This window comes from Methylocapsa acidiphila B2, from assembly GCF_000427445.1.
Lineage (GTDB): Bacteria > Pseudomonadota > Alphaproteobacteria > Rhizobiales > Beijerinckiaceae > Methylocapsa > Methylocapsa acidiphila.
On the sequence record NZ_KE386496.1, the window covers coordinates 1,814,538 to 1,840,989 of the forward strand.

A 26,452-nucleotide genomic window follows, 5' to 3' on the forward strand; every position below is an offset into this window, starting at 1 on the left:
CCTCGTGAGCGAAAGATAATGGCTCCCGCCGCGTTCGCAATGACCCGCCTGCGCCGTTCATGACGGCCTGTCGGCGGCGGGCAAATTCACGCCCGCGGGAGCGCCGTCACGCCGGCGAGGCTTCCGCTTTATCCTCGTCCTCGTCGTCCTCGACCTTCAGAAGCTCCTCCTTCGGGGCCTTCCTGTCGGTCACTTTGATGAGGCCGGCGATATGATCGACGACTTTTTCCTCAAAGAGCGGAGCCCGGATCTCGGCCATGGCCTGAGGATTCTTCTGGTAATAGTCCCAGACGATCTTTTCCTGCCCGGGGAATGAGCGCGCCCGCTCGATCAGGGCTTGATTGACCTCTTCATCGGAAACCTTCACGCCGGCCTTCTCGCCGATCTCCGCGAGGAGAAGACCGAGCCGCACCCGACGCTCCGCGATGGTCTGATAATCCGCCCGCGCCGCCTCCTCGGTCGTGCCTTCGTCCTCGAAGCTGCGCCCGCTGCGTTTCTGCTCGGCCTCGACGTTCCGCCAGACCGTCGCGAACTCTTGCGCGACCAGTCCCTCGGGCAACTCGAACGCATATTTCTTGTCCAACGCGTCGAGCAACGCCCGCTTCCATTTGCGCCGCGACGCCGACGCATAGTCGCGCTCGATATTGGCGCGGATCGATTCCTTCAACTTGGCGAGATCCTCGAGGCCGAAAGCCTTGGCGAGTTCGTCGTCGATCGCGATCTCGCCCGGCGCGGCGGCGGCCTTGAGCGTGACGTCGAAAGTCGCGGCTTTCCCCGCGAGCTCAGGCGCCGAGTAATCTTCTGGAAAACTCAAGGAAATGGTGCGGCTCTCGCCGATCTTGAGCCCTTCGACCTGCTCCTCGAAGCCCGGAATGAAACGGCCCGACCCGAGCACGATCTCGACATCCTCGCCCGCTCCGCCCTCAAAAGGCTCGCCGTCGATCTTGCCGAGGAAATCCAGCGTGACCTTGTCGCCTTTTTCGGCGCTCGCCGCGTCGCCCTCCTTGGGAAGATACGCGCGGTTCTGATCGGCGAGCTTATTCAAAACGTCGTCGATCTGGGCGTCGTCGACATCGGCGACGAGCCGCTCGATCTCTATGTCCTCGAAGGCGCCGACCTCGATCTTCGGCAGAATCTCGAGCGCGACAGTGAAGGCGAAATCGGCCTGCGCCTCAAAAGCCTTCTCGAGGACCTCCTTGTCGCCGGCAAAATCGATCTTCGGCTCGAGCGCGAGGCGAAACGCATTGTCTTCGACGATCTTGCGATGCGCTTCATTGACCGCCTCTTGGACGACGTCGGTCATGATCGAGCGCCCGTAAAGGCGCTTCAAATGCGCCACCGGCACTTTGCCCGGACGGAATCCATTGATTCGCGCTTTGGCTTGCACCTCGACGAGCTGCCCTTCCAGGCGAGTCGCGAGATCAGCGGCCGGAAGCACAACCTTGAATTCACGCTTGAGGCCCTGCGCCAGGGTTTCAGTGACTTGCATTTGAGCTAAAACCTTTTCAAACTTTCATCGTATTGGGTTGATGGCTCGGCGGGCCCCGGCTCCGAAGCCGGCGGGGTCGAACGCGAGCGCGCAAAGAACATTGCGGGCTGGTGCGGGCGGAGGGACTCGAACCCCCACGATTTTCACCACCGGAACCTAAATCCGGCGCGTCTACCAGTTCCGCCACGCCCGCGTTCCGCCTTTTCCAAGGCGATCGCTCTCTATCATCCCACTTTCCATTGGGCTCTATAGCAACCGCCTTTGCCGGATGCAGCAAAAAAGTGGCGCCTCTCGACGATGCGGAGCCCGCAAGGGCGAGCCGCCGATCAATAGAGGCTGGCGCCCGAGAAATGCTCGGCGAGCGGCCCGAGTGCGAGCGCGGGGAGGAATGTGAGGGCGCCGAGAATCAGGACCGCGCCCACAATCAGAAACAGGAATTGCGTTCCATTCGTCGGCAAGGTGCCGGCGGAGGCGGGAACCTTGTGCTTGGCGACAAGCGAGCCCGCAATGGCGAGTACGGGCAAAATGACGAGAAAACGTCCGCACAGCATCGCAACAGTCAGGGTCAAATTGAAAAACGGCGTGTTCGCGCTCAATCCGGCGAAGGCGCTGCCATTGGTCGCGGCGGCGGACGTATAGGCGTACAGCAATTCCGAAAATCCATGCGGGCCTGCATTCAAGGGGCCGGCCCGCCCCTCAGGAAGGGAGGCGGCGACGGCGTTCAGCAAAAGCACCGTCGCCGGAACGACGAGCAAAGCAAGCACGGCCATTTTCACCTCGTCCGCCTGAATCTTCTTGCCGAGATATTCCGGGGTGCGCCCGACCATGAGGCCGGCGATGAAAACCGAGACGATGGCGTACAGCAGCATTCCGAACAGGCCGGAGCCCGGAGCGCCGATGATCACCTCGTCCATCATCATATTGGCCAAGAGCATGCCGCCGCCGAGCGCCGTGAAGCTGTCGTGCATGGCGTTCACCGCGCCATCCGAAGTCGCCGTGGCGACATTGGCGAACAGCGCCGAGCCCGCGACGCCGAAACGCACCTCCTTGCCTTCCATATTGCCGCCGGCCTGCAGCGGCCCAGCCGCCTGGTCGACGCCCAACGCCGCGAAATGCGGATTGCCCGACGCCTCGGCCCAATAGACGACGCCGAGCCCAAGAGCGAACAGCGCCATCATTGCGCCGAGCAAGACCCAGCCTTGCCGCTCGTCTCCGACCATCCGGCCGAAGACATTGGTCAAAGCGGCGCCTATCAGGACGATCAACGCCATTTCGAACAAGTTGGCGAGCGCGGTCGGGTTTTCGAAAGGATGCGCCGAATTGGCGTTGAAGAAGCCGCCGCCGTCGCCGCTCATCAGCTTGACCGCCTCCTGCGAAGCGACGGGCCCGCGCGCGATCATCTGCGTCGCGCCGTCGAGCGCCGCCGCCCCAACCGGGCCGCCGAGCGTCTGCGGGACGCCCTGCCAAGCCAGAAACAAAGCGCCGAGCACGGAAATCGGAAGCAAGACATAAAGCGTCGCTCGGGTCAGATCGACCCAGGCGTTGCCGAGGCTCGCCGCGTTCTGACGGGCGAAGCCCCGCACCATCGCGAGCGCGACCGCCATGCCCGTCGCGGCCGAAAGAAAGGATTGGACGGTTATGCCAATCATCTGGCTGAGATAACTAAGCGTCGTCTCTCCGCTGTAAGATTGCCAGCTCGCGTTGGTGACGAAGCTCACGGCTGTGTTGACGGCGAGATCCGGCGCCATGGGCCCGAAATGCTGCGGATTGTAGGGCAGCAAATCCTGCAGGCGGACGATCGCGAAGAGAAGAGCGACGCCGACGAGATTGAACATGACGATCGCCCCGGCGTAGTCGAGCCAGGTCTGCTCGCTCTTCGGATCGACGCCGGACAGACGCAACAAGCCGCGCTCGCAAAGGCGCAAAACCCAGATCCGCTCATGGCCGCCCGCGAAAATCCAGGCCATGTACCCGCCGAGGGGCCTGATCGTCAGGCCAACGAGAACGATCAAAAGAAATATGCCGACAAAGCCAAATTGCGTCATGCAACCCGTCCAAAAATATGCCCACATCGCCCCAACTGTCTGCGCGGCGCGCGCTCAAAGCAGGCGGACGAAAGCGCCGTAGAAGGCGCCGAGCTTCCATGTTTGAGCGCGCCGCGCAGGGGCGCCTGGTTCCGCCCGGCGTCGCCGCGACGTCAAAAAACGGGATCAGCGATGGCATATAATTTCAATAACGACTACAGCGCGCTGACCCCGCGTCTTGCCAAGGCGGTCGCGGACATTGATAAAGCCCGGCCCGCGACATGACTCCCGTTCGATAAAGGCGCGCCCGCGTCCGAGGATTCCTCAGAGGAATGAACGAAGCCCCGCCGCCCTTCGATCCCATCGTCACGCGCCGCGGCTTCCTCGGCTCCGCGCTCGGCGCGACGTTTGTCGCCCTGCCCGCTCGCGGCGAAGCGGCGCCGGTTCAGGACGACGGCTTCCGCCTTCTCGAAGCGCGCGAGGGCGCGCTGCGCCTGGTCGAACAACCTGCGCCCGAAACGCCCATCTGGGGCTATGACGGCCAGACGCCCGGGCCGCTTCTGCGCGTCAAGAAAGGCCAGGAGGTCAAGGTCAGGCTGATCAACAAGCTGGCCCAGCCGACGAGCCTTTGCTGGCATGGCGTGCGGATCGCCAATGCGATGGATGGCGTCGCAGGCCTCACCCAAAGCCCGGTTCCGCCCGGCGGCGCCTTCGAGTACCGCTTCACGCCGCCCGACAGCGGGCTCTATTGGTACCATCCGCATTTTCTGCCCCATCAGGCGGAGCAACTCGGTCGCGGCCTCTATGGCGTGCTGATCGTGGACGAGCCCGCGCTGCCCCACGCCGACCGCGACATGCTTCTGGTCTTGGACGATTGGAAGCTCGACGAAAACGCCGCGATGGTCGATGATTTCGGCTCGCCCGCGAACGCTCAAGGGCTCGGGCGCATCGGACCGCTCCTCACCGTCAACGCGCAAGCGGCTCCAATCGCCGAGACTCTGCCGCCATCGTCGCGCCTGCGCCTGCGGATCTTGAACGCGGCCATCGCCCGAATCATGATTGTCTCCTTCAGCAGCGCGAAGCCCATAATCCTGGCGATTGACGGCCAACCTTGCGAGGCCTTCGAGCCTGTCCGGCAGACGATCCCGATCGGACCCGGCGCGCGTTTCGACGTCATGCTCGATGTGCCGGCCGAGAAAGCCGCCGAGGCGCTTCTCATCCTTCGCGGCGACGGCGAGCCGGACCGGACGCTCGCGTCCTTCAAGACCGAAGGCGAGGCCCGCCCGCCCTTGCCGCCGATCGCCTCGCTCGATCTGAACCCGCTCCTGCCGGCGGCGATCAAGCTGCAAAGCGCCCGCAAGATCGACATAGTGATCGAACCCATCGGCCAATCGGGTCAGGCCGCGACCAACGGGCCGTCGGGCCGACCGCTCTATTGGAAGCTGAATGGCGTCGCTCTCGAAGGGTTTGGGCCAAAGCCGCTGTTTTCGGTCAAGCGCGGGACGCCCGTGACCCTGGGCCTCGTCAACCACACCGGCTTCGTCCAGCAGATCCATGTCCATGGCCACGCCATGCGGCTGCTGCATGATCTGGACGACGGTTGGGAGCCCTATTGGCGCGACGCCGTGCTCGTGCCCGAAGGCAAGACCAAGCATGTGGCCTTTGTCGCAGACAATCCCGGCAAATGGGCGATCGAATGCCTCATGGCCGAGCGGCAAGCGACCGGTATGACGACGTGGTTTGAGGTGACCTGAGACAAAATCACGGCTCTCCGCCGCCGGGTGGCGCCTCAGTTTGTACTTCCATGATGGGCGGACAGCCCCCATTCACTCAAGTCGCCTGAATGATGCTAGAGCGCCATTAGTAGACGTTCTAAAAATCCCATATTCGTTCTTTCCCGCCTAGAAGAAACAGCCTAAATTCGATAGGTCCGACTTCAACGAAACTAATGCGGATCTGGAATGAGCGAGTTACCAACGAAGAGGCCGCAATCGACCGAGCTCGTCCACTCGACATCACCGATGCAGCCCTCGATCCCTCGCATTGCGCGACTTGCTTTTTCACATAAGAAATTTTGTTCAGAGAACTGGAAAAATTCCGACTTCAAGGACTTCAACGCCCTAGGAGCAGAGTTTGAGAATTGTGACTTCAGCTATTCAAATTTCGAAAGAGCCTACTTCAGGGATGCCAAGTTCACGAACTGCCGCTTCATTGGCGCGCGGTTTATGGATTGCAATCTCAAGGGCGCTAACTTTTACAAATGTGACTTAAAATTCGCTCGCTTCCAAAGATGCCTTATAGACGTGCGCGAACTGATGGCCGCCCTGCCATCAGAGCCAAATATCCGTCGGGAGGCACTACAAAATTTAAAAGCGAATGCAGTCGAGGTCGGCGACTATGCCAGCCAAAGTTTGTTAGTTCTTCAAGAAATTGAGGCCACAAAACGCCATTATAAATACGCTATAACCGGCTTCGACACGTATTACCTCAATAAGTACTCAACATTTATTTCTAAATTTGAAGCCAGCATTAAGCTTATTTGGTTAGAAATTGGAGGCCTGATTTGGGGACACGGTGAAAAGCCATGGAGGTTGCTTATAAGTTGCTTTATGCTGCTCAGTATCTATTCCTTGGTCAACTTTTGGAGCGTGATGCCGAGGGTTGGGTGGGGCGAAAGCTTGCAAGGGTTAAGGGAATTTGAATACATTATTCGGCTCTTCCTCGATATGTCTCCCGACAAAAACTTCAGCGGCTATATAATAGTTGACTACTTAGTTGTTGTCATGAGATTCGTATACATTGGGTTATTCATATCAGTGCTTTACAAGTCGATATCCCACCGATGAAATCGGGTGAGTTGATTGCTGCTTATATTTTTGGATCGGTCGGGCGTGGACAACAAGACGCATCGAGTGATCTCGACGTATTAGCCGTTGTCAGGGATGGCGGTGGAAAAGTCGCGGAGGATGTGGTTGCCTTTCTTTATCCCGGTCAGATTTGCGCCTCTAAAACTTTCGATCTCTTGGTATGGGACCAACCGCCTGCGTGAAATGTTCGAGAATGGCGAGTTGTTCGCTTGGCATCTTCATAAAGAAACGATCCCAATCTATGATCCCTGCGAATTCCTTGCAAGACTAGGTGTGCCAGCAGCTTATAAAGAATGCTTGGCCGATATTTTGTCATTTCGGAAAGTGCTGGCCGCCATTCCGTCGCAGGTCAAATTAAACAATGGAAACGCTGTCTATGAGTTGGGTTTAATTTATGTATGCCTTCGAAATATAGCCATGGCTGCGTCCTGGATTTTATGTGATGTCCCGGACTTTTCTCGCTACTCTCCCTTCAACCTTGAAACTTTTGAGCCATGTCCTGTTTCGAAAAGTGAGTTTGAATGCGCCATGCATTGCCGTATGGCGGGGCAGCGTGGAGAGGATCCACCTCTAGAAGTGGATGGCCCCTTCGTATTAGCTCTCGTTGAACGCCTCGAACCCTGGATCAACAAATTATACTTGAAACTGGAGAGGAATGCTTGACGTGGACGGTAGCACTAGACGAACCCGCTTTGAGACGCGGATCACTCTCGAACGCGACTTCTTAACAAGGGTGAACGCAAAATTCGGGCGGTCCACGCCTCTTGCCGGAATGACGAGGGATGCCATTGAATCGTGGGCAGCGAGGGCAGGAGCAGTAAATGAAACTTCTCTTGTCAGCGACGTCACTCGTCTACTGATCGAGGCCTCGGCCAGGGCTGATTTGATGGCCGATAATAGCAAAGATGTGTTCGAGCCTGATCAAAGGCCGCAGCCTGATTCGCTATGCGAGATTCGAGAACTCCTCGACAAGACGCTAACACGCGCCAAAATTTAGGAATGTTCTTCTGACTGCGCGCTCTTAGGGGGCTGTTACGCTTCCTTCGCATGGCTGCTTCGGGTCCAGACTGTGTAAAAAGGCTTTCGAATTTGCTTGAATCGGCTCGACATCGGAGGGCGGGTCATGGGGCGTTTCGTCGAAGGTGAAGACCGACGGCAGTCGTTTTTATTGCCGGAGACCCTCGACGATTACGTGACCGAGGACAACCCTGTTCGGGTGGTCGAAGTCTTCATTGAAGAGCTTGATCTCGGGGCGATTGGCTTCGAGGGCGTTCGCCCGGCGGCGACGGGTCGGCCCGCCTATCATCCGTCGACGCTGTTGAAGATCTACCTCTACGGCTATCTCAATCGGATCCAGTCCAGCCGCCGCCTTGAACGGGAGGCCCGGCGCAATATCGAGCTGATGTGGCTCACCGGACGCTTGGCGCCGGACTTCAAGACCATCGCCAACTTCCGTCGCGACAATGGTCCAGCCATCAGAGCGGCGTGCGGTCAGTTCATCGAGCTTTGCCGCCGGCTTAACCTGTTCACCAAGGCGATCGTGGCGATCGACGGCAGCAAGTTCAAAGCGGTCAACAACCGAGACAAGAACTTCACGCTGACGAAGGTCGCCAAGCGCATGGAGCAGGTGGACGCCAGCATCGCACGCTATCTGACGACCCTCGATCGAGCTGACCGCGAAGAGAGCGACATCGCCGAAGCCAAGACCCGCCGCATCAAAGACAAGATCGCCGGCCTGCGGCGGCAGATGCAGGCTCTCAAGGCGATGGAGCAACAGGTTCAGGATGCGCCTGACAAACAGGTGTCGCTGACCGATCCCGACGCCCGTTCAATGGCTACAAGCGGCCGGGGCACAGGCGTGGTCGGCTACAACGTGCAGACCGCGGTCGATGCGGAGCATCATCTGATCGTCGCGCACGAGGTGATCAACCTGGGCCACGACAGAACCCAGCTCGCGCCCATGGCGCTCAAGGCGCAGGAAGCGATGGGCTGCGAGGAGGTCACGGCGCTGGCCGATCGCGGCTATTTCAACGGCGAGCAGGTTCTGGCGTGTGAGGGAACTGGCGTTCTCCCCTGCGTTCCCAAGACCGAGTGGACGAGCGAAGGTGGTTTCTTCTCCCGCCATGTCTTCACCTACGATGCTGAGAAGGATCACTACATCTGCCCGGCAGGACAAACACTGACCAAGGGGATCGTGCGATCAGATCGAAAGAACGACATCGACCATTACCGTCATCTGACCGCGTGCTTCACTTGCTCCCTCAAGCCGAAGTGCACGCCGGACAAACTCAAAAGGCTCAAGCGCTGGCGTCACGAAGGCGTCCTCGAAAAAATGCAAGCCCGCCTTGAACATCGGCCAGACGCCATGCTGATCCGCAGGCAGACCGTCGAGCACCCCTTCGGCACCCTGAAATCATGGATGGGAAGCGCGCACTTCCTCACCAAGACCCTCGAAAAGGTGCGAACTGAGATGAGCTTTCACATTCTGGCGTATAACATAAAAAGATGATCCGGATCTTCGGCGTCGGACCGCTGCTTGAGGCGATGCGGGCGTAATCGCTCGGTTCAATCGGTCTGCCTTCAATTACCGGAAAGTCCGGCCCGTCATAATCGCCGGCGAACACACCGCGTTTTTACACGACCTCGGTCGAAAGCCGAAATTCAAACCGAGGCGCTGCCCGCCTCCGGCTCCGACGGACCGCAAGAGCATGACATCGCCCGACAACCGGGCACCGATCAGCGTCCTTCGCCGCCGGATTCCTTCCTCGCCTTGCGCAGCTTGGCCCAATAGGCGAGCCGCTCGCGGAGATCGCGCTCGAAACCGCGCGAGGTCGGCTCGTAGAGCTTCTTGCGCCCGAGCGCGTCCGGCCAATAATCCTGGCCGGAGAATGCATCAGGCTGGTCATGGTCATAGGCGTAGCCTTGGCCATAGCCTTCGCTCTTCATGAGCTTCGTCGGCGCGTTGAGGATGATCTTGGGCGGCGGCAGGGAGCCATGCTCCTTGGCGAGCCGCGTCGCGCTCTTGAAGGCGACATAGGCGGCGTTGGATTTCGGCGCGGTCGCGACATAGATCACGGCGTTGGCGATTGCGAGCTCGCCCTCCGGCGAGCCGAGAAAATCATAGGCGTCCTTGGCCGCATTGGCGACGACGAGCGCCTGCGGATCGGCAAGGCCGATGTCCTCGACGGCCATGCGCACGATCCGCCGCGCCAGGAACAAGGGATCTTCGCCGGCGTCCAACATGCGCGCGAAATAATAAAGCGCGGCGTCCGGGTCCGAGCCTCGCACGGATTTATGCAGCGCGCTGATGAGATTGTAGTGGCCTTCCTGCGCTTTATCGTAGATCGGCGCGCGGCGCTGCACGATGGATGCGAGCACCGCCGAATCGCAGATCTCTCCCGGCGCGGCGGCGCGCCAAATCTCCTCGGCGAGCGTCAGGGCGGCGCGCCCGTCGCCATCGGCCATGCGAATCAAGGCGGAGCGGGCGCCTTCGTCGAGCGGCAGAGGCTTGCCCTCGACCGCTTCGGCGCGGGCGAGCATTTTCTCGATCGCGGCTTCGTCGAGAGGCTTGAAGATCAGGACGCTCGCGCGGGAGAGCAGCGCGGCGTTGAGCTCAAAGCTCGGATTCTCCGTGGTCGCCCCAATCAGCGTTACCGAGCCGTCTTCCATGACCGGCAGAAAACTGTCCTGCTGGGCGCGGTTGAAGCGATGGACCTCGTCGACGAAGAGCAAAGTGCCGCGCCCGGTCGCCCGCCGCCCCCGCGCCTCCTCGAAGATTTTCTTGAGATCGTTGACGCCGGAAAAAATCGCCGAGATCTGCACGAAGGCGAAATTCGTCTCATGCGCGAGCAGGCGCGCGACGGTCGTCTTTCCGGTGCCCGGCGGCCCCCAGAAGATCAGACTGCCAAGGGCCCCGGAGGCGATCCGCCGGGTCAAGGCGCCATCGGGCCCGAGAAGATGGTCTTGGCCCATCACTTCGGCGAGGCTCTTCGGACGCAGGCGGTCGGCAAGCGGATGCGGCGCTTGCTTCTCGAGACCCGCGGCGGCGAAGAGATCGGTCATGTCGACATCAAATCTGTCCCGCGCGGGGCTCGGCGTCCAGCTCAGCCGCCAATCACCGTGGTGATGACCTCGCCGCCGCGCCCGATCGTCAATTTCCAATAGGGGTGCTTGCCGCTCGCGGCCCGTTCCAGATCTTTCGTTGTCGCGATCCTGGCGTCATTGACCGAAAGGATCACGTCCCCCTTTTGGAAATTGACCGCGGCGGCGGTCGAGCCTTCCTCGACTTCGCTGATCACGACGCCCTCGCTGACGCCATGGAGCGACAATTCCTCGACGACCGCGGGGGAAAGATTGATCACGGTCACGCCGGAAAAGGGCGTGTTTCCCTGCGGCTTGACCGGTTCGCGCGCGGGCGTTTCAGGCGCCGGCACGAGCTTGATCGACGCGGGCGCCGAACGCCCGTTGCGCATGAAGGTCAGCGCCGCGGTCCCGCCCAGCGGCTTCGTTCCCAAGCGATAGCCGAGGCTTTCCGGATCATCGACGGTTTGGCCGTCGATCGTGACGATGAGATCGCCGCGCTTCAAGCCCGCCTCGGCCGCGGGGCCGCCGGAGGCGATGTCCGCGACGAGGACTCCCGAGGGCCTGTCGAGCCCGAGCGAATCGGCGATCTCCCGCGAAACGGCCTGCAGGCTCGCGCCGAGCCAGGGCCGCCGCACCTGGCGCCCGCCGCCCTTGGCGGCCGCGACGACGATCTTGACCATATTGACCGGAATGGCGAATCCGATCCCCACCGAGCTTCCTGTCTGTGAGAAGATCGCCGAATTAATGCCGGCGAGCCGCGCCTTCATATCGACGAGGGCGCCGCCGGAATTGCCGGGATTGATCGCGGCGTCGGTCTGAATGAAGAAGCCATAGTCGGAAATGCCGACCTGGGTCCGCGCCAAAGCTGAAATGATCCCTTGCGTGACCGTCTGACCGACGCCGAACGGATTGCCTATGGCGAGGACGATGTCGCCCACCTCGAGCGCGTCGGAATCGCCAAGGTCCATCACCGGAAAATTCTTGCCGCCCTTAAGGCGCAGGACCGCGAGATCCGTCCTTTGGTCGCGCAACATGATCTCGGCGTCGAATTCGCGCTTGTCAAAAAGCGCGACCTTCACATTGGTCATGCCTTCGATGACATGATAATTGGTGACGACGAGCCCAGAGGGATCGACGAGAACGCCCGACCCCAATGATTGCGCCGTGGGACCGCCCGGCCGCGCATTGCCTCCGTCGCCGAAGAAGCGGCGGAAGACAGGATCGTCGAAAAGCGGATTGCGCGGGCGCCGGTCGATGCGCGAGGCGTAAACATTGACGACCGCCGGCTGCGCCTTTTTCACGACCGAAGCGAAGGAAAGAATGAGATCCGACGCCGCCTCCGGCGCTAGCCGCAAAGGTTCTGCGCGCAAGGCGGGCGAGAACGCGGCGACAAACGCCAGAAAAGTCGCGAGGCGCGCGACGACGGGGATGGAACCCCAATTACGCATGGCTGTCATGGACGCTCCGGACCCTCCGGTTTCACCCAGCCGGGCTAGAGCATTCTCGCGGGAATCGTCCCGGCTTCTCCACTCGCAAACGCTCCGGCTGTCGGGGGAGCCGATTGAGACGCCCGCTCAAGATCGCCATCAGCATTTCCGTTGGATTTGAGCCGAAATCATGACGGCGATCAATTCTCAAATAATAATTAAGAGCGGCGGACAGGCGGAAATCAGCCCGGATTCTTCTGACGCCGCTCCTTATAAGCTCTCGAGCTCAGATATTCCCCAACTCATCTCGCCGATGGGATCATTGCGATCTGAGCTTGCCCTAAGCAGCCTCGTCTTCGGCGACCTGGACCGGACCTGAATCCTTGCCCTTGGCGTTGACGTCTCGGTCGACGAACTCGATCACGGCCATAGCCGCATTGTCCCCGTAGCGGAAACCGGCCTTCAACACGCGCGTGTAGCCGCCGTGACGATCCTTGTAGCGCGCGGCGAGAACCTCGAACAACTTGCCGACGAGCGCGACATCCTTGATCTGGGCGATCGCCTGCCGGCGCGCGTGGAGGTCGCCGCGCTTGCCGAGGGTGACGAGCTTCTCGACGATCGGACGAAGGTCCTTCGCTTTGGGGAGGGTCGTGACGATCTGCTCGTGCTTGATGAGCGCCTGGCAGAGATTCGCGAACATCGCCTTGCGGTGCTCGTGGGTGCGGCCGAAGCGGCGCTTGGCGTGTCCGTGATACATGGCTCTCTCCGTTATCTGGCGGCCGCCGCGCCACGGTACGGCCGCTCCAGCCGCGCCCCGCCCTGCTTTGCGCAGGATCAGGGCCGGCCGGTATCTGTTTAAATTTTAGTAGTGCTCTTCGAACCTCTTGGCGAGCTCGTCGATATTCTCCGGCGGCCAGCCGGTGACTTCCATGCCGAGGTGCAAGCCCATCTGGGCCAGGACTTCCTTGATCTCATTCAACGACTTGCGGCCGAAGTTCGGCGTCCTCAGCATTTCCGCTTCGCTCTTTTGGATGAGGTCGCCGATGTAAACGATATTGTCGTTCTTCAGGCAATTGGCCGAGCGCACAGACAATTCGAGCTCGTCGACCTTCTTGAGCAGCGCCGGATTGAAGGCGAGTTCCGGGATCGACGGCGTCGTCTCGACACGCCGCGGCTCCTCGAAATTGACGAAGACGTTGAGCTGATCCTGGAGGATGCGGGCGGAAAAAGCGACTGCGTCCTCGGGGCTCAGCGACCCGTTGGTCTCGATCTGGAGCGTAAGCTTGTCATAATCGAGAATTTGACCCTCGCGCGTATTCTCCACGCGGTAGCTGACCTTCTTGACCGGCGAATAGAGGCTGTCGATCGGAATGAGGCCAATGGGCGCATCCTCGGCCCGGTTGCGGTCCGCCGCGACATAGCCCTTGCCGGAACTCACGGTGAACTCCATGCGGATCTCGGCGCCCTCGTCGAGCGTGCAGATCACGAGGCCCGGGTTCAGGATGGAAATATCGCCGACCGTCCCGATGTCGCCAGCGGTGACCTTGCCGGGCCCCTGCTTCTTCAAGACCATGCGCTTCGGGCCGTCGCCCGGCATCTTGATCGCAATGTCCTTGATATTAAGGACAATATCGGTCACGTCCTCGCGCACGCCGGGGATCGACGAAAATTCATGGAGAACGCCGTCGATATGGACGGAGGTGATCGCCGCGCCTTGCAGCGACGAAAGAAGAATGCGGCGCAGGGAGTTTCCCAGCGTAAGGCCAAAACCGCGCTCGAGCGGCTCCGCGATGATGGTCGCGAAACGCTTCGGATCGTCACCGGGAACGACTTCGAGCTTGTTCGGCTTGATGAGCTCCTGCCAGTTCTTTTGAATCACGATGGCGCCTTTCCCAAATGCGAAGGCGCCGAAACGGCGCCTGCCCAATCATGCGGGTCTATAGATAGGTGCTTAGAGCGCGTTCCGACTGGATGGCATCGTCCAGTCGATAAGAACGCGCTCCAGATCAATAAGTTGGAGCATGTTCAGATCGAAAAAGTCGATCAACTTTTTCGGAACGTACTCAAAGCGCATTTCGAAACGACGCAGCCAGCAAACTCACACGCGCCGGCGCTTGCGCGGCCGACAGCCGTTATGCGGAATCGGCGTGACGTCGCGGATCGAAGTTACGGTGAAGCCGGCGGCCTGCAGGGCGCGCAACGCCGATTCGCGACCGGAGCCCGGCCCCGACACCTCGACCTCTAGCGTGCGCATCCCATGCTCGGCGGCTTTTCTGGCGCAGTCCTCGGCGGCCATCTGCGCGGCGTAAGGCGTCGACTTGCGCGAGCCCTTGAACCCCATGGTCCCGGCCGAGGACCAGGAAATCGTGTTGCCTTGAGCGTCAGTGATGGTGATCATCGTATTGTTGAACGTCGAATTCACATGCGCGACGCCGGATGCGATATTCTTGCGCTCGCGGCGGCGAACGCGGGTGGCTTCTTTTGCCATAGTGTCTTTCCTTCAGGCGCGCCCGTAATGCCAGGCGCTCGGGATATGAATTGAAATAGGACCGGATTTTCTGCCCGGCCGCTCGTAAACTTCGATCCAAGGCGTGAGCCAGCCACGAATCGGCCGCCGACGCCCGCGACAGACGCTTCCGATTATTTTTTCTTGCCGGCGATCGGCTTGGCCTTGCCTTTACGGGTGCGCGCATTGGTATGGGTGCGCTGGCCGCGGACCGGCAACTGGCGCCGATGCCGAAGGCCGCGGTAGCAGCCGAGATCCATCAGGCGCTTGATATTGATCGCGACTTCGCGACGCAGATCGCCCTCGACGAGATAATCCCGGTCGATCGTCTCGCGAATCTGCAAGACTTCCGCGTCGGTCAATTCGGCGACACGGCGCTCGGAGGGTATGCTCACCTTAGCGCAGATTTCCTCGGCCTTTTTCGGACCGATTCCGTGAATATATTGAAGCGCGATGATCACGCGCTTGTTCGTCGGCAGATTGACGCCAGCAATACGAGCCAAAAGTTCGCTCCATGTCGGCCATGCTGAGCATGGCGGATGCCCTCTCCGCGTCCGGTGGAGGCCGGCCCTCGCGAAGCCCCTGACAAAATAAATCCGCGGGGCCGAAAAGCCCCCGGATAAAATAGTTTCAGGCTGAAGGGATTTCATTAGCGACATCTCGCATCCACGTCAACTCTTTAGAATTCGCCGTCCGCCGCGCGTTCAAGAAGGAATTTCAGCCTTGCGCCAATAAACCCATTTCGCTGCGAATCGGGAATTGCGCTCGAGCCGGCGAAAGCCTCTCGAAGAAAAGCCTGCCCCGAATCGTCGTGGAGGCTGGGGCTTCCGCTCGGCTGAGCTTCTTGAAAGCGGGCTGTTGCATTCGCCGAGCCTTTGCGCCATATAGCCCGAACCAACGGCGTCGCCGTCGGATCGGATGCGGGTGTAGCTCAGGGGTAGAGCACAACCTTGCCAAGGTTGGGGTCGAGGGTTCGAATCCCTTCGCCCGCTCCAAATTTCCTTAGGGAAATCAGAGCGTTATGACGGGCCGCCGCGAGGCGGCCCTTCGCTTTTTGCGCTTACATTCTGATTGTCAGAAAAATGTAAGCAGCTCCGCGAAAGCTGGGTGCGGCTTGAGCGTGCTCTGGCGCGCCTATGAGGCCGGTTTCAAGGCCACTTGGATGGCAGAAACTACCGCCTTGCTGCCGCCGAGGCGGTTCCCGATCCGGTATTAGACGCTCGCTGGGCAAGTTCAAATCCTGCCCCCACAACAGAATGGTCGTCAGAGACCGATCCTGGTCGTTGCATCTACCACCGAGAGGACAGTTGCGCGGCCCGCAACACCTGATTCTTTCGATTGGTTGAGAGGGCCAGTCCCGTCTGGCTGCATAGATGGACAGTTACCCTACGAAGGTGGAGGCCACACGTTCGAAGCGTGTCCGGGCGCGCCACCTCTAGTAAGGATTAGGCGGAAGCGCGCGGCCCATAGTCAGGCTGGCCATGTAGACACGCATCGCAAGCGAAAAGTGACTATTCTTGAGCAAGCCGCCCGGCGCTCTCTCGCCGCCGACGCGAGACAAGTTCGCTTTCGATGCGCCGTAATGTCGAGGTGAGGTGATTGATCTTGCCAGGGTCGTCCTCAATTCCTCGCAATAATCGATGCCATTCCTCGCCGAGCCGCCGACGGCTCTCGCCTGCAAGGGCCGTCGGATAGAGGCTTACCCGGCGCGCATCGTTGGCGTCAGGCTCGCGGCTTACCAGCCCCTTCTCCTCAAGGCCGCGCAGGATCCTGCTGAAATTGCTGGACGTCAGGAGCGTGGCTTCAGCCGCCGCGCGGGCGGAGGCGCCGGGGTTGCGACTGATAAATCGCATGACGCTGCTCTCGATGGGCGTGCATGTCCCAATCGCCTGATCGCCTGGCTGGATCAGTCGCCCGACGGCAAGGATCAGCTCCGCGAGATCGGAAAGGCTGGCGGTGTCGTCGTTCACGGGCGCTCCATTCCTTCTCAAATAATAGCTATTGTACGATAGCTATTTTATGATAGCATACTGCCGATCGGACCAACTAGGAAACCTTCTCGATGGATATCAACAACGCTGTGGTGCTCGTCACCGGCGCATCGTCAGGCATCGGGGCGGCCACAGCGCGGTCCGCATCGCGCGCCGGCGCGAAGGTCGTACTGCTCGCGCGCCGGGAGGATCGTCTCCGCCAACTCGCGGAGGAGCTGGGCGAGGCTCTTCCGGTCCGCTGCGACGTCACCGATTCGGAGCAGATCGCGACGGCTGTGAAAGCGGCCATGGACCGGTTCGGGCGCATCGACGTGCTGGTGAACAATGCCGGCCAAGGCGCCGGGAGCCCAATCGGCGAGATCGACCCTGAGGGTTTCCGCGCCATCCTGAATCTCAACGTCGTGGCGCCGTTGCTCATGATGCAGGCCGTGCTTCCGTTTATGCGCCAACAGGGGGCAGGCAGCATCGTCAACGTCAGCTCCGGCATCATTTTCGGGGCGCTGCCCGGGTCAGGCGCCTACGGCTCCTCCAAAGCTGCGCTGGCGAAGCTTTCGGCCGTGGCTCGGACCGAACTGGTGAGCATCGGCATCGTCGTCTCCACGATGTATCCGTTCATCACCGCGACCGAGTTCCTGAAATCGCTGCAGACAGGTCATGAAATGGCGTCAGATCTGGAAGCCAGCCACGCGCCGAAGCCTGACAAGCCGGAACGGGTGGCGGAAGCGATCCTCGACCTGATCCGGACCGGTGCCGAACAGGCCGACCGGGTCCCCGAGAAATTCGGGGGCACCCTCAAGGACTAAAACCCAAGATGTGAATATCCGGGCCTGGGGAAGACCGCTTTCCAGGTTCGCCAGCCGGCGGCCCAACAGGCGATCTGGATATGCGTTTCGACCACAAGATTGCAGTCATTACCGGGGCAAGCAAAGGCATCGGTAAGGCTGTCGCCACTCGGCTCGCACGTGAGGGCGCGACGGTTGTCGTCAACTACGCTCATGGCGCGCCGGCGGCTGATGCTCTCGTCTCAGAGCTGAGCGAGCAAGGACTCAGCGCTACCGCGTTTAGGGCGGACGTGAGCAAAGCGGCGGAGCGACGAGCGCATATTGATCACGTCATACAGGCGTTCGGTCGCATTGAAATCCTGGTGAGCAAAGCCGGAATCGATCACTTCGGAAAATTGGAAGACATCACCGAAGAGGACTTTTCGGGGGTATTCTCACTGAATGTCGCCGGGCAACTCTTCGTCACCCAGGCGGCCGTCCCTCATATGACGGCAGGCGGCCGCGTGGTGCTGACCTCGTCGATCAGCGCTCGTCATTCGGTCTTCCATCATACGCTCTACGCCGCGAGCAAAGCCGCGGTTTCCGCGATGGTTCTCAACCTGGCGCCGGAACTCGGCTTGCACGGGATCAACATCAACGCTGTGGCGCCGGGCGGCACAGATACGGACATGGCGAAAGAGACGGGCAAGCTCTACGTCCGACCGGCCCTGGAAGGGGCGCCGATTGAGGTCCTGATGAAGGCCGGCTCCGCTCTGCAGCGAATGGGCCGCCCCGAGGAGATCGCTGGCGCTGTCGCGTTCCTTGCGTCCGAGGACGCATCGTTCGTGACGGGTAGCACCCTCGCCGTCGACGGCGGGGAATAATTAGGCCTCCGCTCCTGAGCTAACCTTCGACCCGGAACTGACACGTTGGCGAGCTGCGTTGTTGCTGCTCTCTCCACAAAAGGAAACACTATGAACGTTTTGATCATTGGCGCGGCCGGCAAGACCGGGGCGATCGTCGTCGAGCGGGCCGTGGCGGCCGGGCATGTCGTGACCGCGTTCGTTCGCGATGCAACGACGTATCGCGCACCCGCGAACGTCCGCGTCGTCGCGGGGGATGCGACCGATCAGGCGAGCGTGGACAAAGCGATGGCCGGACAGGATGCCGTGATCGACACGATCGGCGGGAAGACGCCCTACCGCAAGACGACGCTCGAGCGCAGCGTCGCCGGCGCCGTCGTCGCAGCGATGAAGGCAAACGGTGTGAAGCGCGTCATCGTCATCAGCTCGTTCGGAGTCGGCGACTCGGCCGACCAGGTGGGTTGGTTCGTCGAGCACGTGATTGTGCCGACGTGGCTGCACGGCTCGACTGAAGACAAGGCTGCAATGGAAGCAGTCGTCCGCGCGAGCGGCATTGCCTTCGTAATCGTCCGCCCCGCGATGCTCACCGATGACGCCGCCACCGGAAACGTAAAGGTGTTTCAGGGACACGACACCGCCCACAAGATCTCCCGGCCCGACGTGGCGCAATTCTGCGTCGATCAGCTGACGAACGACGAACACATCGATCGCGCGGTGACAATCGCCAACTCGTGAAGCGGCGTCGTCAATGAGAACTCTGGAAATTTGAAGGGGAAGTTTACAGTGGAAAGCAAGGCAGAGGAACACGTCATCATTGACAGGTTCATTGTTCCTAAAGCGGCCATGCAAGGTTTTAGGAGCAGAATAAAATTGAGCATGCAAATTATTGGGCAGCAGGCCGGATTTGTCACTGACAGGGCCTACGAACAGATAGACTATAAAGAAGAGTCGACTTACATCACGATTGTGACATGGGAAACTCGAGAAGACTTAGAACGCTCTATGCCGCGTGTTCAGGCGGAATATGAAAAACTTTCCTTTGATCCGAGCAAAACGATGAGAAATCTTCACATAACCCTTGATAGGGGAATTTATACGGAAGTGAAAACTTAGCAGTCCGGTGAAAATTCTTCTGCGGTAGTGGATTGTGGTGACGTCATGTTAATTGCCACGCGGCCGACGAGCGCACCGGGCCGGCGCCAAAGGTTGTGTGCCGCTTTTCGCAATTGATCATATTACCGGTGCCCCCGTCCGTCGGTTCGCAACTTCGCCGGCACCACAGCAGCTATACAATGCCGAAATGCTCATTCAGCATGTCGGCCGATAGGTCGGCTTGGCGCAAAAGTAACTCGCGAGAGCTCCCATCGTCCGCCGCGAGCCCCCGCCGCCGCCAGCGATCCACACGCCCGAGGCGCTGAAACTGCGGCACATGCCGCTCGCCGACTGTGCCCGCTACGATCAGTTGACGAGAACGGCTTGATGGAACGCACGCAGCTCTTTGAGCTCATGGGAGAACTCAAGCTCTTCGGCATGAGGTCGGCCTACGACGAGGTAATGTCGACCGGCATCAAGAGGCAGCATGAGCCGCCGCGAATCGTCGGCGATCTTCTCCAGGCGGAAATCGCCGAAAAGCACGCGCGCTCCATCAAATATCAGATGACGATCGCCAAACTCCCGCTGGCCAAGGACATCGACGACTACGAGTTCGGCGACACGCCGATCAACGAAGGCCTGGCGCGCGATCTCGCGGGCGGCGGCTGCCTCGTCCAACAGCGCAATTGCGTGCTGGTCGGCGGAACGGGAACCGGCAAGACGCATCTCGCCATAGCGATCGCCGGAAATTGCATTCGCGCCGGAAAGCGTGGCCGATTTTTCAACACCGTCGAACTCGTCACTCGCCTCGAAACCGAGGCGCGGGCCGGCCGCCAGGGACGCTTCGCGGAATATCTCACCCGAATGGACTTCGTCGTCTTCGATGAACTCGGCTATCTGCCCTTCGCTCAATCAGGCGGGCAGTTGCTCTTCCATCTCATCAGTCGGCTCTACGAACGAACCTCGATCATCGTCACGACCAATCTGGCCTTCGGCGAATGGCCCAGCGTCTGCGGCGACGCGAAAATGACCAGCGCCTTGCTCGATCGCCTAACGCACCACTGCGACATCGTCGAGACTGGCAACGAAAGTTGGCGTTTCAAAAACCGGGTCTGACCGGTCCCCGATCAAACCGCGAACCGATCCGCGCTCGCCCCCGCTGCGCAACCCCGACCAGCTTCGCCAGGGGAGCGCTATCGCTGCGCTCTACGATCGGAAAAGGGGGGCAATTTTGGGGTCTGACTCACATTTGATGCAGTTGAGGCGCCGATTGCGGTGATTCCGCTGGGGAATCACCACATGCTAACTTTTCGCGCCGGTTCCTTCCTTCCCAATGGCTTTGTCGTGCAGGACATTCTCTGCGAACCGGGCCAGACCACCGTTGTCGTGAAGCACGAGAGCGTCGGCAGCATCTGTCCGTCTTGCAATAAGCCGTCCCGGCGCGTTCACAGCCGCTATCGGCGGTCGGCGATGGATCTGCCGCTCTGCGGTCGCCGCATGCGGCTGACAATCATAGCGCGGCGGTTCCGGTGCGCCACGGCGCTCTGTGGACGGCAGATATTTGCAGAGCGGTTTCCGGACGATGTGCTGGCTCCAGGAGCGCGGCGCACTGGACGGCTCGATTGCCTTGTCCATCATCTGGGACTGGCGCTCGGCGGCCGACCAGCGGCCAGTTTCGCCAAGCGTCTCGTCATGCCGGTCAGCAACGACACGCTGCTGCGGGTAGTCCGGCGCCGCGCGCGTGTTCCCGTGGAGCCGTTGAGCGTCATCGGCATCGACGATTGGGCGTGGCGGCGGAATCATCGCTACGGAACCATCGTGTGCGATCTTGAGAGGCGCCGTCCGGTTATCCTCCTGCCGGATCGCGAGCAGGCGACGGCCGAAGCCTGGCTTGCCGACCACTCCGGGATCGCCATCGTGGCGCGTGATCGCGGCGGCGGGTATGGCGAAGCTGTCGCCAAGGCGTTGCCCAACGCCATTCAGGTCGCCGACCGTTGGCATCTGATGTCCAACGCCAGTCAGGGCTTCCTCGCAGCCGTTCGCAAATCTATGCGCGAGATCCGCAGCGTCATTGGCGCGACCACGATCAATCCCGAGCTCCTGACCTGCGCCGAGCGGATCCAGTACGAAGGTTATCTACGTCGCGAGGAGACCAACGCAGCCATTCTGGCGCTCTCGGCAAGCGGCATGCCGCTCAAGAAGATCGCCCGTCAGACGGGCTATCATCGGCAGACGATCCGCCGCGTCGTCCGCGGCGAACGGTCGGACGTATTCAGGCCACGCCAGAGCTCGCTCGATCCGTACTTGCCGTGGCTGGACGCTCAGTGGACGACCGGCAAACACAACGCCTCGGATCTGTGGCGGCGACTTCGATCAGAAGGATATCGCGGCTCGGCGCGCATCGTCTGCGAATGGGCGACACGCCGGCGCAGGTCGGAGAAAGCCAACATCGAAAGTCTGCAGCGCTTGCCGTCAGCGCGAACGATCGCGCGACTGATGACTTCTGGCCGCGATGCGTTGTCGAAGGCGGAAACAGTCGTCATTGCCGCAATCGAAAGCGGTGTGCCCGCGCTCGTCCAGGCACGCGAGATTATTGACGCCTTTCACAGGATGCTTCGACAAAACGGGACTGCAGTTCTCACACCCTGGATCGAACGAGCGCGAGACAGCCTTGTCGCTTCATTCGCCAACGGCATCGCGCGCGACGAGCTAGCTGTCCGCGCCGCCATCTCGTCAACCTGGTCAAACGGCCAGACCGAAGGCCAGGTCACTAAACTCAAGCTCGTTAAGCGACAGATGTATGGACGCGCAAAGATCGATCTTCTCCAGGCGCGCCTGATCGGCGCAGATTGAAACAGCCATCATCAAATTTGCGTCAGACCCAAAATTCCAAGCCGATTGACACGTCGAGCATTCTCGCACGGCCTCTTAGGCATCGCTTCAAGCAGCCCGCGACGACAATCGCGCAAGCAACGACCTTTTATAAAATTACTTTTATAAAATATATTTTAGAGTACTGCAGAACAAATCGCGCTAAATACGTCAAACGGCCACAGTTCCAGGCAAATTATACGGGTTATGGTGTTATAATGTGACTTAGTAGACACATACAATATGAATATATGTTAGCATTGAATCATTCAGTTGTGGGCGACAACTTATTTTTATAGCTACATCGTAGGTCACTAGAGATGCACAAGAAATATAGCTATGTAATATATCTGTCATATAGCTAGAGTCGTTCGACGTGTTGCTCTTTATGACCAATCAAAAAAGGGGAGCCACCCATGATGTCGCAACATTACAAAGCAGCCTTGATGGCGACTGCCATGAGCGCTTTGTTCATCTTCCACGGTCCTGCGCGAGCGGATGATACGGCCGACGAAATTCGCCTGCTTAAGGCGCAGCTGCGAAAGCTCGAAGAGAAGGTCAGCGAGCAAGCGCGCAAACAGAAAGAAACCCAGGTTCAGATCCGCGCCGTCGCGGCGCAACCCGCTCCGCAAGCGCCGCCGCCTGGGTCGCCGTACGGAAACATCGGCGTGGCGATCGCGCCGCTCGGCGGCGCTCCGCAGCAGGGCCTTACCGCGACGCAATCGGCCGTGCGCGGCCTGCCGGAGGTGGGATCGCCAAGTCTTTATATAAATGGCGTCAGCATCACGCCTGGCGGGTTCCTGGCGCTAGAAAGCGTCTTCCGCAACCGCTTCGTCGGCGCCGACATCGGCACGCCCTATCAGAATATTCCCTACTACAATAACCGCGTCGGCTATTCCAACGAGTTCCGCTTCAGCGCCCGCCAAAGCCGGGCTTCACTGCTCGTCCAAGGCAATGTCTCGCCGACGCTGCATCTCGCCGGCTATGGCGAGTTCGACTTCCTCGGCGCCGCTCAAACCGCCAATTCGAACGAAAGCAATTCGTTCAATCTGCGGATTCGGCACCTCTACGCGACAGCCGATGAAGATTATTTCGGCGCTCATCTTCTCGCCGGTCAAACCTGGTCCTTGTTGACCATGAATAGCAAGGGCATTATCCCTCGGAAGGAAGATATTCCGCTGTCGATCGACGCGCAATACGTGCCGGGGTTCGCATGGGCGCGCCAGCCGCAGATCCGGCTCGTGAAGGATTTCGACCAAACCTTCTGGGCCGGCATTTCGGTGGAAAACCCCCAGACGACTTTCGGCTGCTCATCAACCACATCCGGCGCCGTCGTAACAAACAATTGTACGACGGTGTCGCCCTATGTCGCAGGCGTGTTGCCTTCGTCCCTGACTTATAACGCTCCCTCCGTCGGCGGCGGCTTGTTCAACTCGGTCAATACGCTCTCGCTCAATCACGTCCCGGATGTCATCGGCAAACTCGCCTGGGACCCGAATCTCGGCGACCGCAGCATCCATATGGAAGGCTTCGGCATCTTCCGCGACTTCTATAGTCAAGTATACAACAACAATCAGGATGTCGCCGGCTGGGGCGTCGGGGGTTCGATCCTCGTGCCCGTGGTGCCGAAAACGCTTGACCTTCAGTTCTCGGGCATGACCGGGCGCGGCATCGGCCGTTACGGCAGCGCGCAACTCCCCGACGTCAGCTTCAATTGGAATGGAACAATCTCTCCCTTGCCGGAAACCATGCTGCTCGCCGGGGCCGTCTGGCATGCGCTGCCGCAGCTGGACATCTATACCTATGCCGGCGAGGAATTCCAGAAGCCGAGCTACTCCAACCTCGTGAGCTCGACCGGGGTCGTGTCCGTCTATGGCAATGGCAATCCTCTGTACAATAACTTGGGCTGCAGCACCGAAGCGGCTACGACAACCGCCGTCACGCCCACTTGCACCGGCAACATTAAATTGATCCGGCAATTCACGGCTGGTTTCTGGGATAAGCTCTATGATGGCCCCTTCGGCAGCTTGCGCGCCGGTCTCCAATATTCCTTCACGCAGAAATATTCCTTCGCCGGCATCGGCGGCGCGGCGAAGACGGAAGACAGCGCGTTCTTGACCAGCCTTCGATATTACCCATTTTAGGACGCCGATGACGGCGCCAAGCAGCAATTGAAATTTTAGGACCCAAAAAAATGTCAGCTGCGAATTCGATTGAACATCCGCGTCTGCTCCTCGTCGAAGATGAGACTAAGATGGCTTGGGAAATCGCAGCGGAGCTGAAGAGCCTCGGCTACCTCGTGCGCATAGCAGCGACCGAGGAAGCCGGGCTCGAGGCGATTCGCTCCGAACCGGCCGCGCTCCTGATCCTCGACAGAATGCTGTCCGGGGCGGATAGCTTGTCCATGATCGACACATTGCGAAGCGAATGCATTCGGATTCCGGTGCTTGTGATTAGCGCTCTCGCCGGCGTCGACGAAAGGATCCGCGGGCTTAAGGCAGGCGGCGACGACTATCTCACCAAGCCTTTCGTCATGGAAGAGCTCGCGGCGCGCGTCGAAGCCCTCCTGCGCCGGTCGAGCGACGCGCGCGCCACGAGCTTGAGAGTCGGTCCGCTCGAGATGGATCTCCTCGAGCGCAAAGCATCCCGCGGGCAGCGCGTTCTCGACCTGTTGCCCGCTGAGTTCAAGCTATTGGAATATCTTATGCGCCATCCCGGGCAGACGATAACCCGCACCATGATCCTCGAGGACGTCTGGCGCTTTCGCTCCGCGCCACAGACGAATTTGGTCGATGTGCACATCGGGAAATTGCGGCGCAAAGTGGATGAACCCGGCGAAGCGCCGCTCATTCGACGCATCCGCAGCGCTGGCTTTGTGCTTGACGTGAATGACTGAGCTTTTCAAGGCCGGGACTTTCCGTCTGGCTGTCCTGTTTGCGCTCGCCGTGACGGCCGCTACCTCCGTGGTGTTCTTGTTCATCTACTGGCGAGTAGCGACATTTGACGTCAAGCGGGTGGAAGTCCGGCTGGTTGACGAAATCACCAAGGCCATCAGCGACCCCGAAGATCGGGTCAAGCGCGAGATCGACTTGCGGCTGACGAGCGACTTGCGCCGACTCGATTACGCTGGGTTTTTCGACAAAGATGGGAAAGTGGTGACCGGCAACGTCGCCGCCTTGCCGAAGGGGCTTCCTATAGATGGCGCAGCGCATTCGATGGAGGTGCTGCCGCTTAGGCAAATGGATGCGGGAACGGAACCGGCCCTACTCGTCGCCGGCCGACGCGCGGATGGCGGCATCGTCCTCCTCGGTCGCAGCCTCTACGAAGTTTTTGCCTTAAGGCAACTAGTCGGCGAAGCGCTCCTGCTCGGCGTCGCGCCGACAATTATTCTGGCGCTCTTTACGGGGGTGATATTCAGCTTGCGCAGTGCGCGACGGCTGAAAGCAATCAACCAAACGATCATGCGCATAATGCAGGGGGATCTGAACGAGCGGCTCCCAACCCGCGGCAAGATGGACGACATTGAATTTGTAGCAGGCGCCGTCAATCTCATGCTCGACGAGATAGTCCGACTGCTTGGCCAGATCAAAAGCGTCGGCGACAACATAGCTCATGACCTACGCACGCCTCTAGCTGTCATGCAAGCCCAGTTGGAGCGAGGTCTTGCAGGAAATTCCGAGCAGGACGTACGCATCGCCGCAAAACGAGCGCTGGTGGAGCTGGACCGCGCGATGACGACTGTCACGGCTCTTCTACGAATCTCAGAGATTGAATTCGGGCGTCGGCGCAGCGAATTCACGCATATCGAACTCGACGAAATTTGTAGGAACGCCTTCGAACTCTACGCTCCTTTTGCTGAGGCCAAATCGATTGGCTTTACTCTAGAGGCGCCAACGACGGTTCCATTCTTCGGCGATTTCGACCTTTTGATGGAAGCGGTCGCGAACCTTATCGATAACGCCATCAAGTTTACGCCCAGAGGCGGCGCGGTCAAAGTCACGGTGAAAATGGCCGACGACGGACCTTTAATTCGCGTCTCTGACACGGGGCCCGGGATCCCGCCGAACGAACGAGCCGAAATATTTAAGCGCTTCTACCGATCAGAGAAATGCCGACACATTGCCGGCACCGGTCTTGGCTTGAGTATGGCGTCTACGATCACCCATCTGCATGGGCTCGATCTTCACGTCGAGGATAATAATCCGGGCTCTGTTTTCGAGATCTCATCACGTCAAATGAGCTGACTTTCAGCCTTTAGACGACACACGCCAAGAGTGACATTAAGCCAAGTTGTATTGTCTATCTAACACTTCGCCTCTCTCTGTTTAAATCCCTTCATCCAATCAAAAATGCATCTCTCAAACTCCGAAGAGGTCTATGATGCTCTCGCAAGGCGTCGTGCACATCACAGCTCCAACTATATGTACTATCAATTGTTGCTCTTGGCGTAGACGTTAGCATTTTACATAAAGCAATTT

At 59.8% G+C, this 26,452-nt stretch carries 22 protein-coding genes, 2 tRNA genes and 1 pseudogene; 15 read left to right on the forward strand and 10 right to left on the reverse strand.

All coding sequences use genetic code 11. From position 1 onward, the window contains the following. Nucleotides 1–106: 106 nt before the first annotated feature. The 3 genes from tig to kdpA form a co-directional block, all read right to left on the reverse strand. On the reverse strand, nt 107–1,489 hold the full coding sequence (gene tig, locus METAC_RS0110720; RefSeq protein WP_026607030.1) for a trigger factor: 1,383 nt from the start codon (nt 1,487–1,489) through the stop codon (nt 107–109). 108 nt (nt 1,490–1,597) lie between these two features. Beyond that, nucleotides 1,598–1,682, reverse strand: a tRNA-Leu gene (locus METAC_RS0110725). Nucleotides 1,683–1,815: 133 nt separating this feature from the next. Continuing rightward, a complete protein-coding gene (gene kdpA / locus METAC_RS0110730; RefSeq protein ID WP_026607031.1) occupies nt 1,816–3,534 on the reverse strand; it encodes a potassium-transporting ATPase subunit KdpA in 1,719 nt (572 codons plus the stop codon). 311 nt (nt 3,535–3,845) lie between these two features. Here kdpA and METAC_RS0110740 point away from each other — a divergent pair, with 311 nt between their 5' ends. The 5 genes and pseudogenes from METAC_RS0110740 to METAC_RS23235 all read left to right on the forward strand — a co-directional run bounded on the left by METAC_RS0110740 (nt 3,846) and on the right by METAC_RS23235 (nt 8,936). After that, nucleotides 3,846–5,267, forward strand: coding sequence for a multicopper oxidase family protein (locus METAC_RS0110740; RefSeq protein ID WP_036255462.1), 1,422 nt, complete (start codon nt 3,846–3,848; stop codon nt 5,265–5,267). A gap of 207 nt (nt 5,268–5,474) precedes the next feature. After that, nucleotides 5,475–6,359, forward strand: a complete 885-nt coding sequence (locus tag METAC_RS0110745; protein ID WP_026607033.1) for a pentapeptide repeat-containing protein — start codon at nt 5,475–5,477, stop codon at nt 6,357–6,359. Then, nucleotides 6,356–6,562: a nucleotidyltransferase domain-containing protein gene (locus METAC_RS27445; RefSeq protein WP_425338909.1), complete on the forward strand. Its 207-nt coding sequence runs from the start codon at nt 6,356–6,358 to the stop codon at nt 6,560–6,562. Before METAC_RS0110745 ends, METAC_RS27445 begins: the two co-directional genes overlap by 4 nt. Then, the gene (locus METAC_RS0110750; protein ID WP_156898183.1) at nt 6,486–7,043 is read left to right on the forward strand and encodes a hypothetical protein; all 558 of its coding nucleotides are present in this window, start codon (nt 6,486–6,488) and stop codon (nt 7,041–7,043) included. The genes METAC_RS27445 and METAC_RS0110750 overlap by 77 nt, the downstream gene beginning before the upstream one ends. Before the next feature lie 460 nt (nt 7,044–7,503). Further along, nucleotides 7,504–8,936: pseudogene (locus tag METAC_RS23235) on the forward strand (IS1182 family transposase). A gap of 180 nt (nt 8,937–9,116) precedes the next feature. Here METAC_RS23235 and METAC_RS0110765 read toward each other — a convergent pair. From METAC_RS0110765 to rpsM, 6 genes are all read right to left on the reverse strand, one after another. After that, nucleotides 9,117–10,442 carry a replication-associated recombination protein A gene (locus METAC_RS0110765; RefSeq protein WP_026607036.1) on the reverse strand — a complete coding sequence of 442 codons (1,326 nt, stop codon included), beginning with the start codon at nt 10,440–10,442 and terminating at the stop codon, nt 9,117–9,119. 41 nt (nt 10,443–10,483) lie between these two features. Then, a complete protein-coding gene (locus METAC_RS0110770; RefSeq protein WP_156898317.1) occupies nt 10,484–11,911 on the reverse strand; it encodes a DegQ family serine endoprotease in 1,428 nt (475 codons plus the stop codon). Between the two features lie 319 nt (nt 11,912–12,230). Next, a complete protein-coding gene (gene rplQ, locus METAC_RS0110775) occupies nt 12,231–12,647 on the reverse strand; it encodes a 50S ribosomal protein L17 (RefSeq protein ID WP_026607038.1) in 417 nt (138 codons plus the stop codon). A gap of 105 nt (nt 12,648–12,752) precedes the next feature. Next, nucleotides 12,753–13,772 carry a DNA-directed RNA polymerase subunit alpha gene (locus METAC_RS0110780; protein ID WP_026607039.1) on the reverse strand — a complete coding sequence of 340 codons (1,020 nt, stop codon included), beginning with the start codon at nt 13,770–13,772 and terminating at the stop codon, nt 12,753–12,755. Between the two features lie 216 nt (nt 13,773–13,988). Then, nucleotides 13,989–14,378, reverse strand: a complete 390-nt coding sequence (rpsK, locus tag METAC_RS0110790; RefSeq protein WP_026607040.1) for a 30S ribosomal protein S11 — start codon at nt 14,376–14,378, stop codon at nt 13,989–13,991. 152 nt (nt 14,379–14,530) lie between these two features. After that, the gene (gene rpsM, locus METAC_RS0110795; protein WP_026607041.1) at nt 14,531–14,899 is read right to left on the reverse strand and encodes a 30S ribosomal protein S13; all 369 of its coding nucleotides are present in this window, start codon (nt 14,897–14,899) and stop codon (nt 14,531–14,533) included. Nucleotides 14,900–15,316: 417 nt separating this feature from the next. Here rpsM and METAC_RS0110805 point away from each other — a divergent pair. After that, nucleotides 15,317–15,391, forward strand: a tRNA-Gly gene (locus METAC_RS0110805). Between the two features lie 516 nt (nt 15,392–15,907). Here the strand turns inward: METAC_RS0110805 and METAC_RS0110815 are convergent. Continuing rightward, nucleotides 15,908–16,366, reverse strand: a complete 459-nt coding sequence (locus METAC_RS0110815; RefSeq protein ID WP_026607044.1) for a MarR family winged helix-turn-helix transcriptional regulator — start codon at nt 16,364–16,366, stop codon at nt 15,908–15,910. Nucleotides 16,367–16,458: 92 nt separating this feature from the next. Here METAC_RS0110815 and METAC_RS0110820 point away from each other — a divergent pair, with 92 nt between their 5' ends. The 9 genes from METAC_RS0110820 to METAC_RS23240 all read left to right on the forward strand — a co-directional run bounded on the left by METAC_RS0110820 (nt 16,459) and on the right by METAC_RS23240 (nt 26,218). Next, nucleotides 16,459–17,190 (forward strand): SDR family oxidoreductase, encoded by a 732-nt coding sequence (locus METAC_RS0110820; protein ID WP_026607045.1) that lies wholly within the window; start codon nt 16,459–16,461, stop codon nt 17,188–17,190. Nucleotides 17,191–17,270: 80 nt separating this feature from the next. After that, on the forward strand, nt 17,271–18,032 hold the full coding sequence (locus tag METAC_RS0110825) for an SDR family NAD(P)-dependent oxidoreductase (protein WP_036255469.1): 762 nt from the start codon (nt 17,271–17,273) through the stop codon (nt 18,030–18,032). A 90-nt stretch (nt 18,033–18,122) separates the two neighbouring features. Beyond that, nucleotides 18,123–18,746, forward strand: a complete 624-nt coding sequence (locus METAC_RS0110830) for an NAD(P)-dependent oxidoreductase (protein ID WP_026607047.1) — start codon at nt 18,123–18,125, stop codon at nt 18,744–18,746. Nucleotides 18,747–18,794: 48 nt separating this feature from the next. Next, nucleotides 18,795–19,124 (forward strand): antibiotic biosynthesis monooxygenase family protein, encoded by a 330-nt coding sequence (locus METAC_RS0110835; protein WP_026607048.1) that lies wholly within the window; start codon nt 18,795–18,797, stop codon nt 19,122–19,124. Between the two features lie 366 nt (nt 19,125–19,490). Continuing rightward, complete coding sequence (gene istB, locus METAC_RS0110840) at nt 19,491–20,219, forward strand: IS21-like element helper ATPase IstB (RefSeq protein WP_026607049.1); 729 nt, start codon at nt 19,491–19,493, stop codon at nt 20,217–20,219. 183 nt (nt 20,220–20,402) lie between these two features. After that, nucleotides 20,403–21,956: an ISL3 family transposase gene (locus METAC_RS0110845; protein ID WP_026606791.1), complete on the forward strand. Its 1,554-nt coding sequence runs from the start codon at nt 20,403–20,405 to the stop codon at nt 21,954–21,956. Nucleotides 21,957–22,390: 434 nt separating this feature from the next. Further along, nucleotides 22,391–24,118 (forward strand): hypothetical protein, encoded by a 1,728-nt coding sequence (locus METAC_RS0110850; protein ID WP_051335521.1) that lies wholly within the window; start codon nt 22,391–22,393, stop codon nt 24,116–24,118. Between the two features lie 50 nt (nt 24,119–24,168). Next, nucleotides 24,169–24,870, forward strand: a complete 702-nt coding sequence (locus METAC_RS0110855) for a response regulator transcription factor (RefSeq protein WP_026607051.1) — start codon at nt 24,169–24,171, stop codon at nt 24,868–24,870. Then, nucleotides 24,863–26,218 (forward strand): sensor histidine kinase, encoded by a 1,356-nt coding sequence (locus tag METAC_RS23240; RefSeq protein WP_036255470.1) that lies wholly within the window; start codon nt 24,863–24,865, stop codon nt 26,216–26,218. Before METAC_RS0110855 ends, METAC_RS23240 begins: the two co-directional genes overlap by 8 nt. The last annotated feature ends 234 nt before the right edge of the window (nt 26,219–26,452 follow it).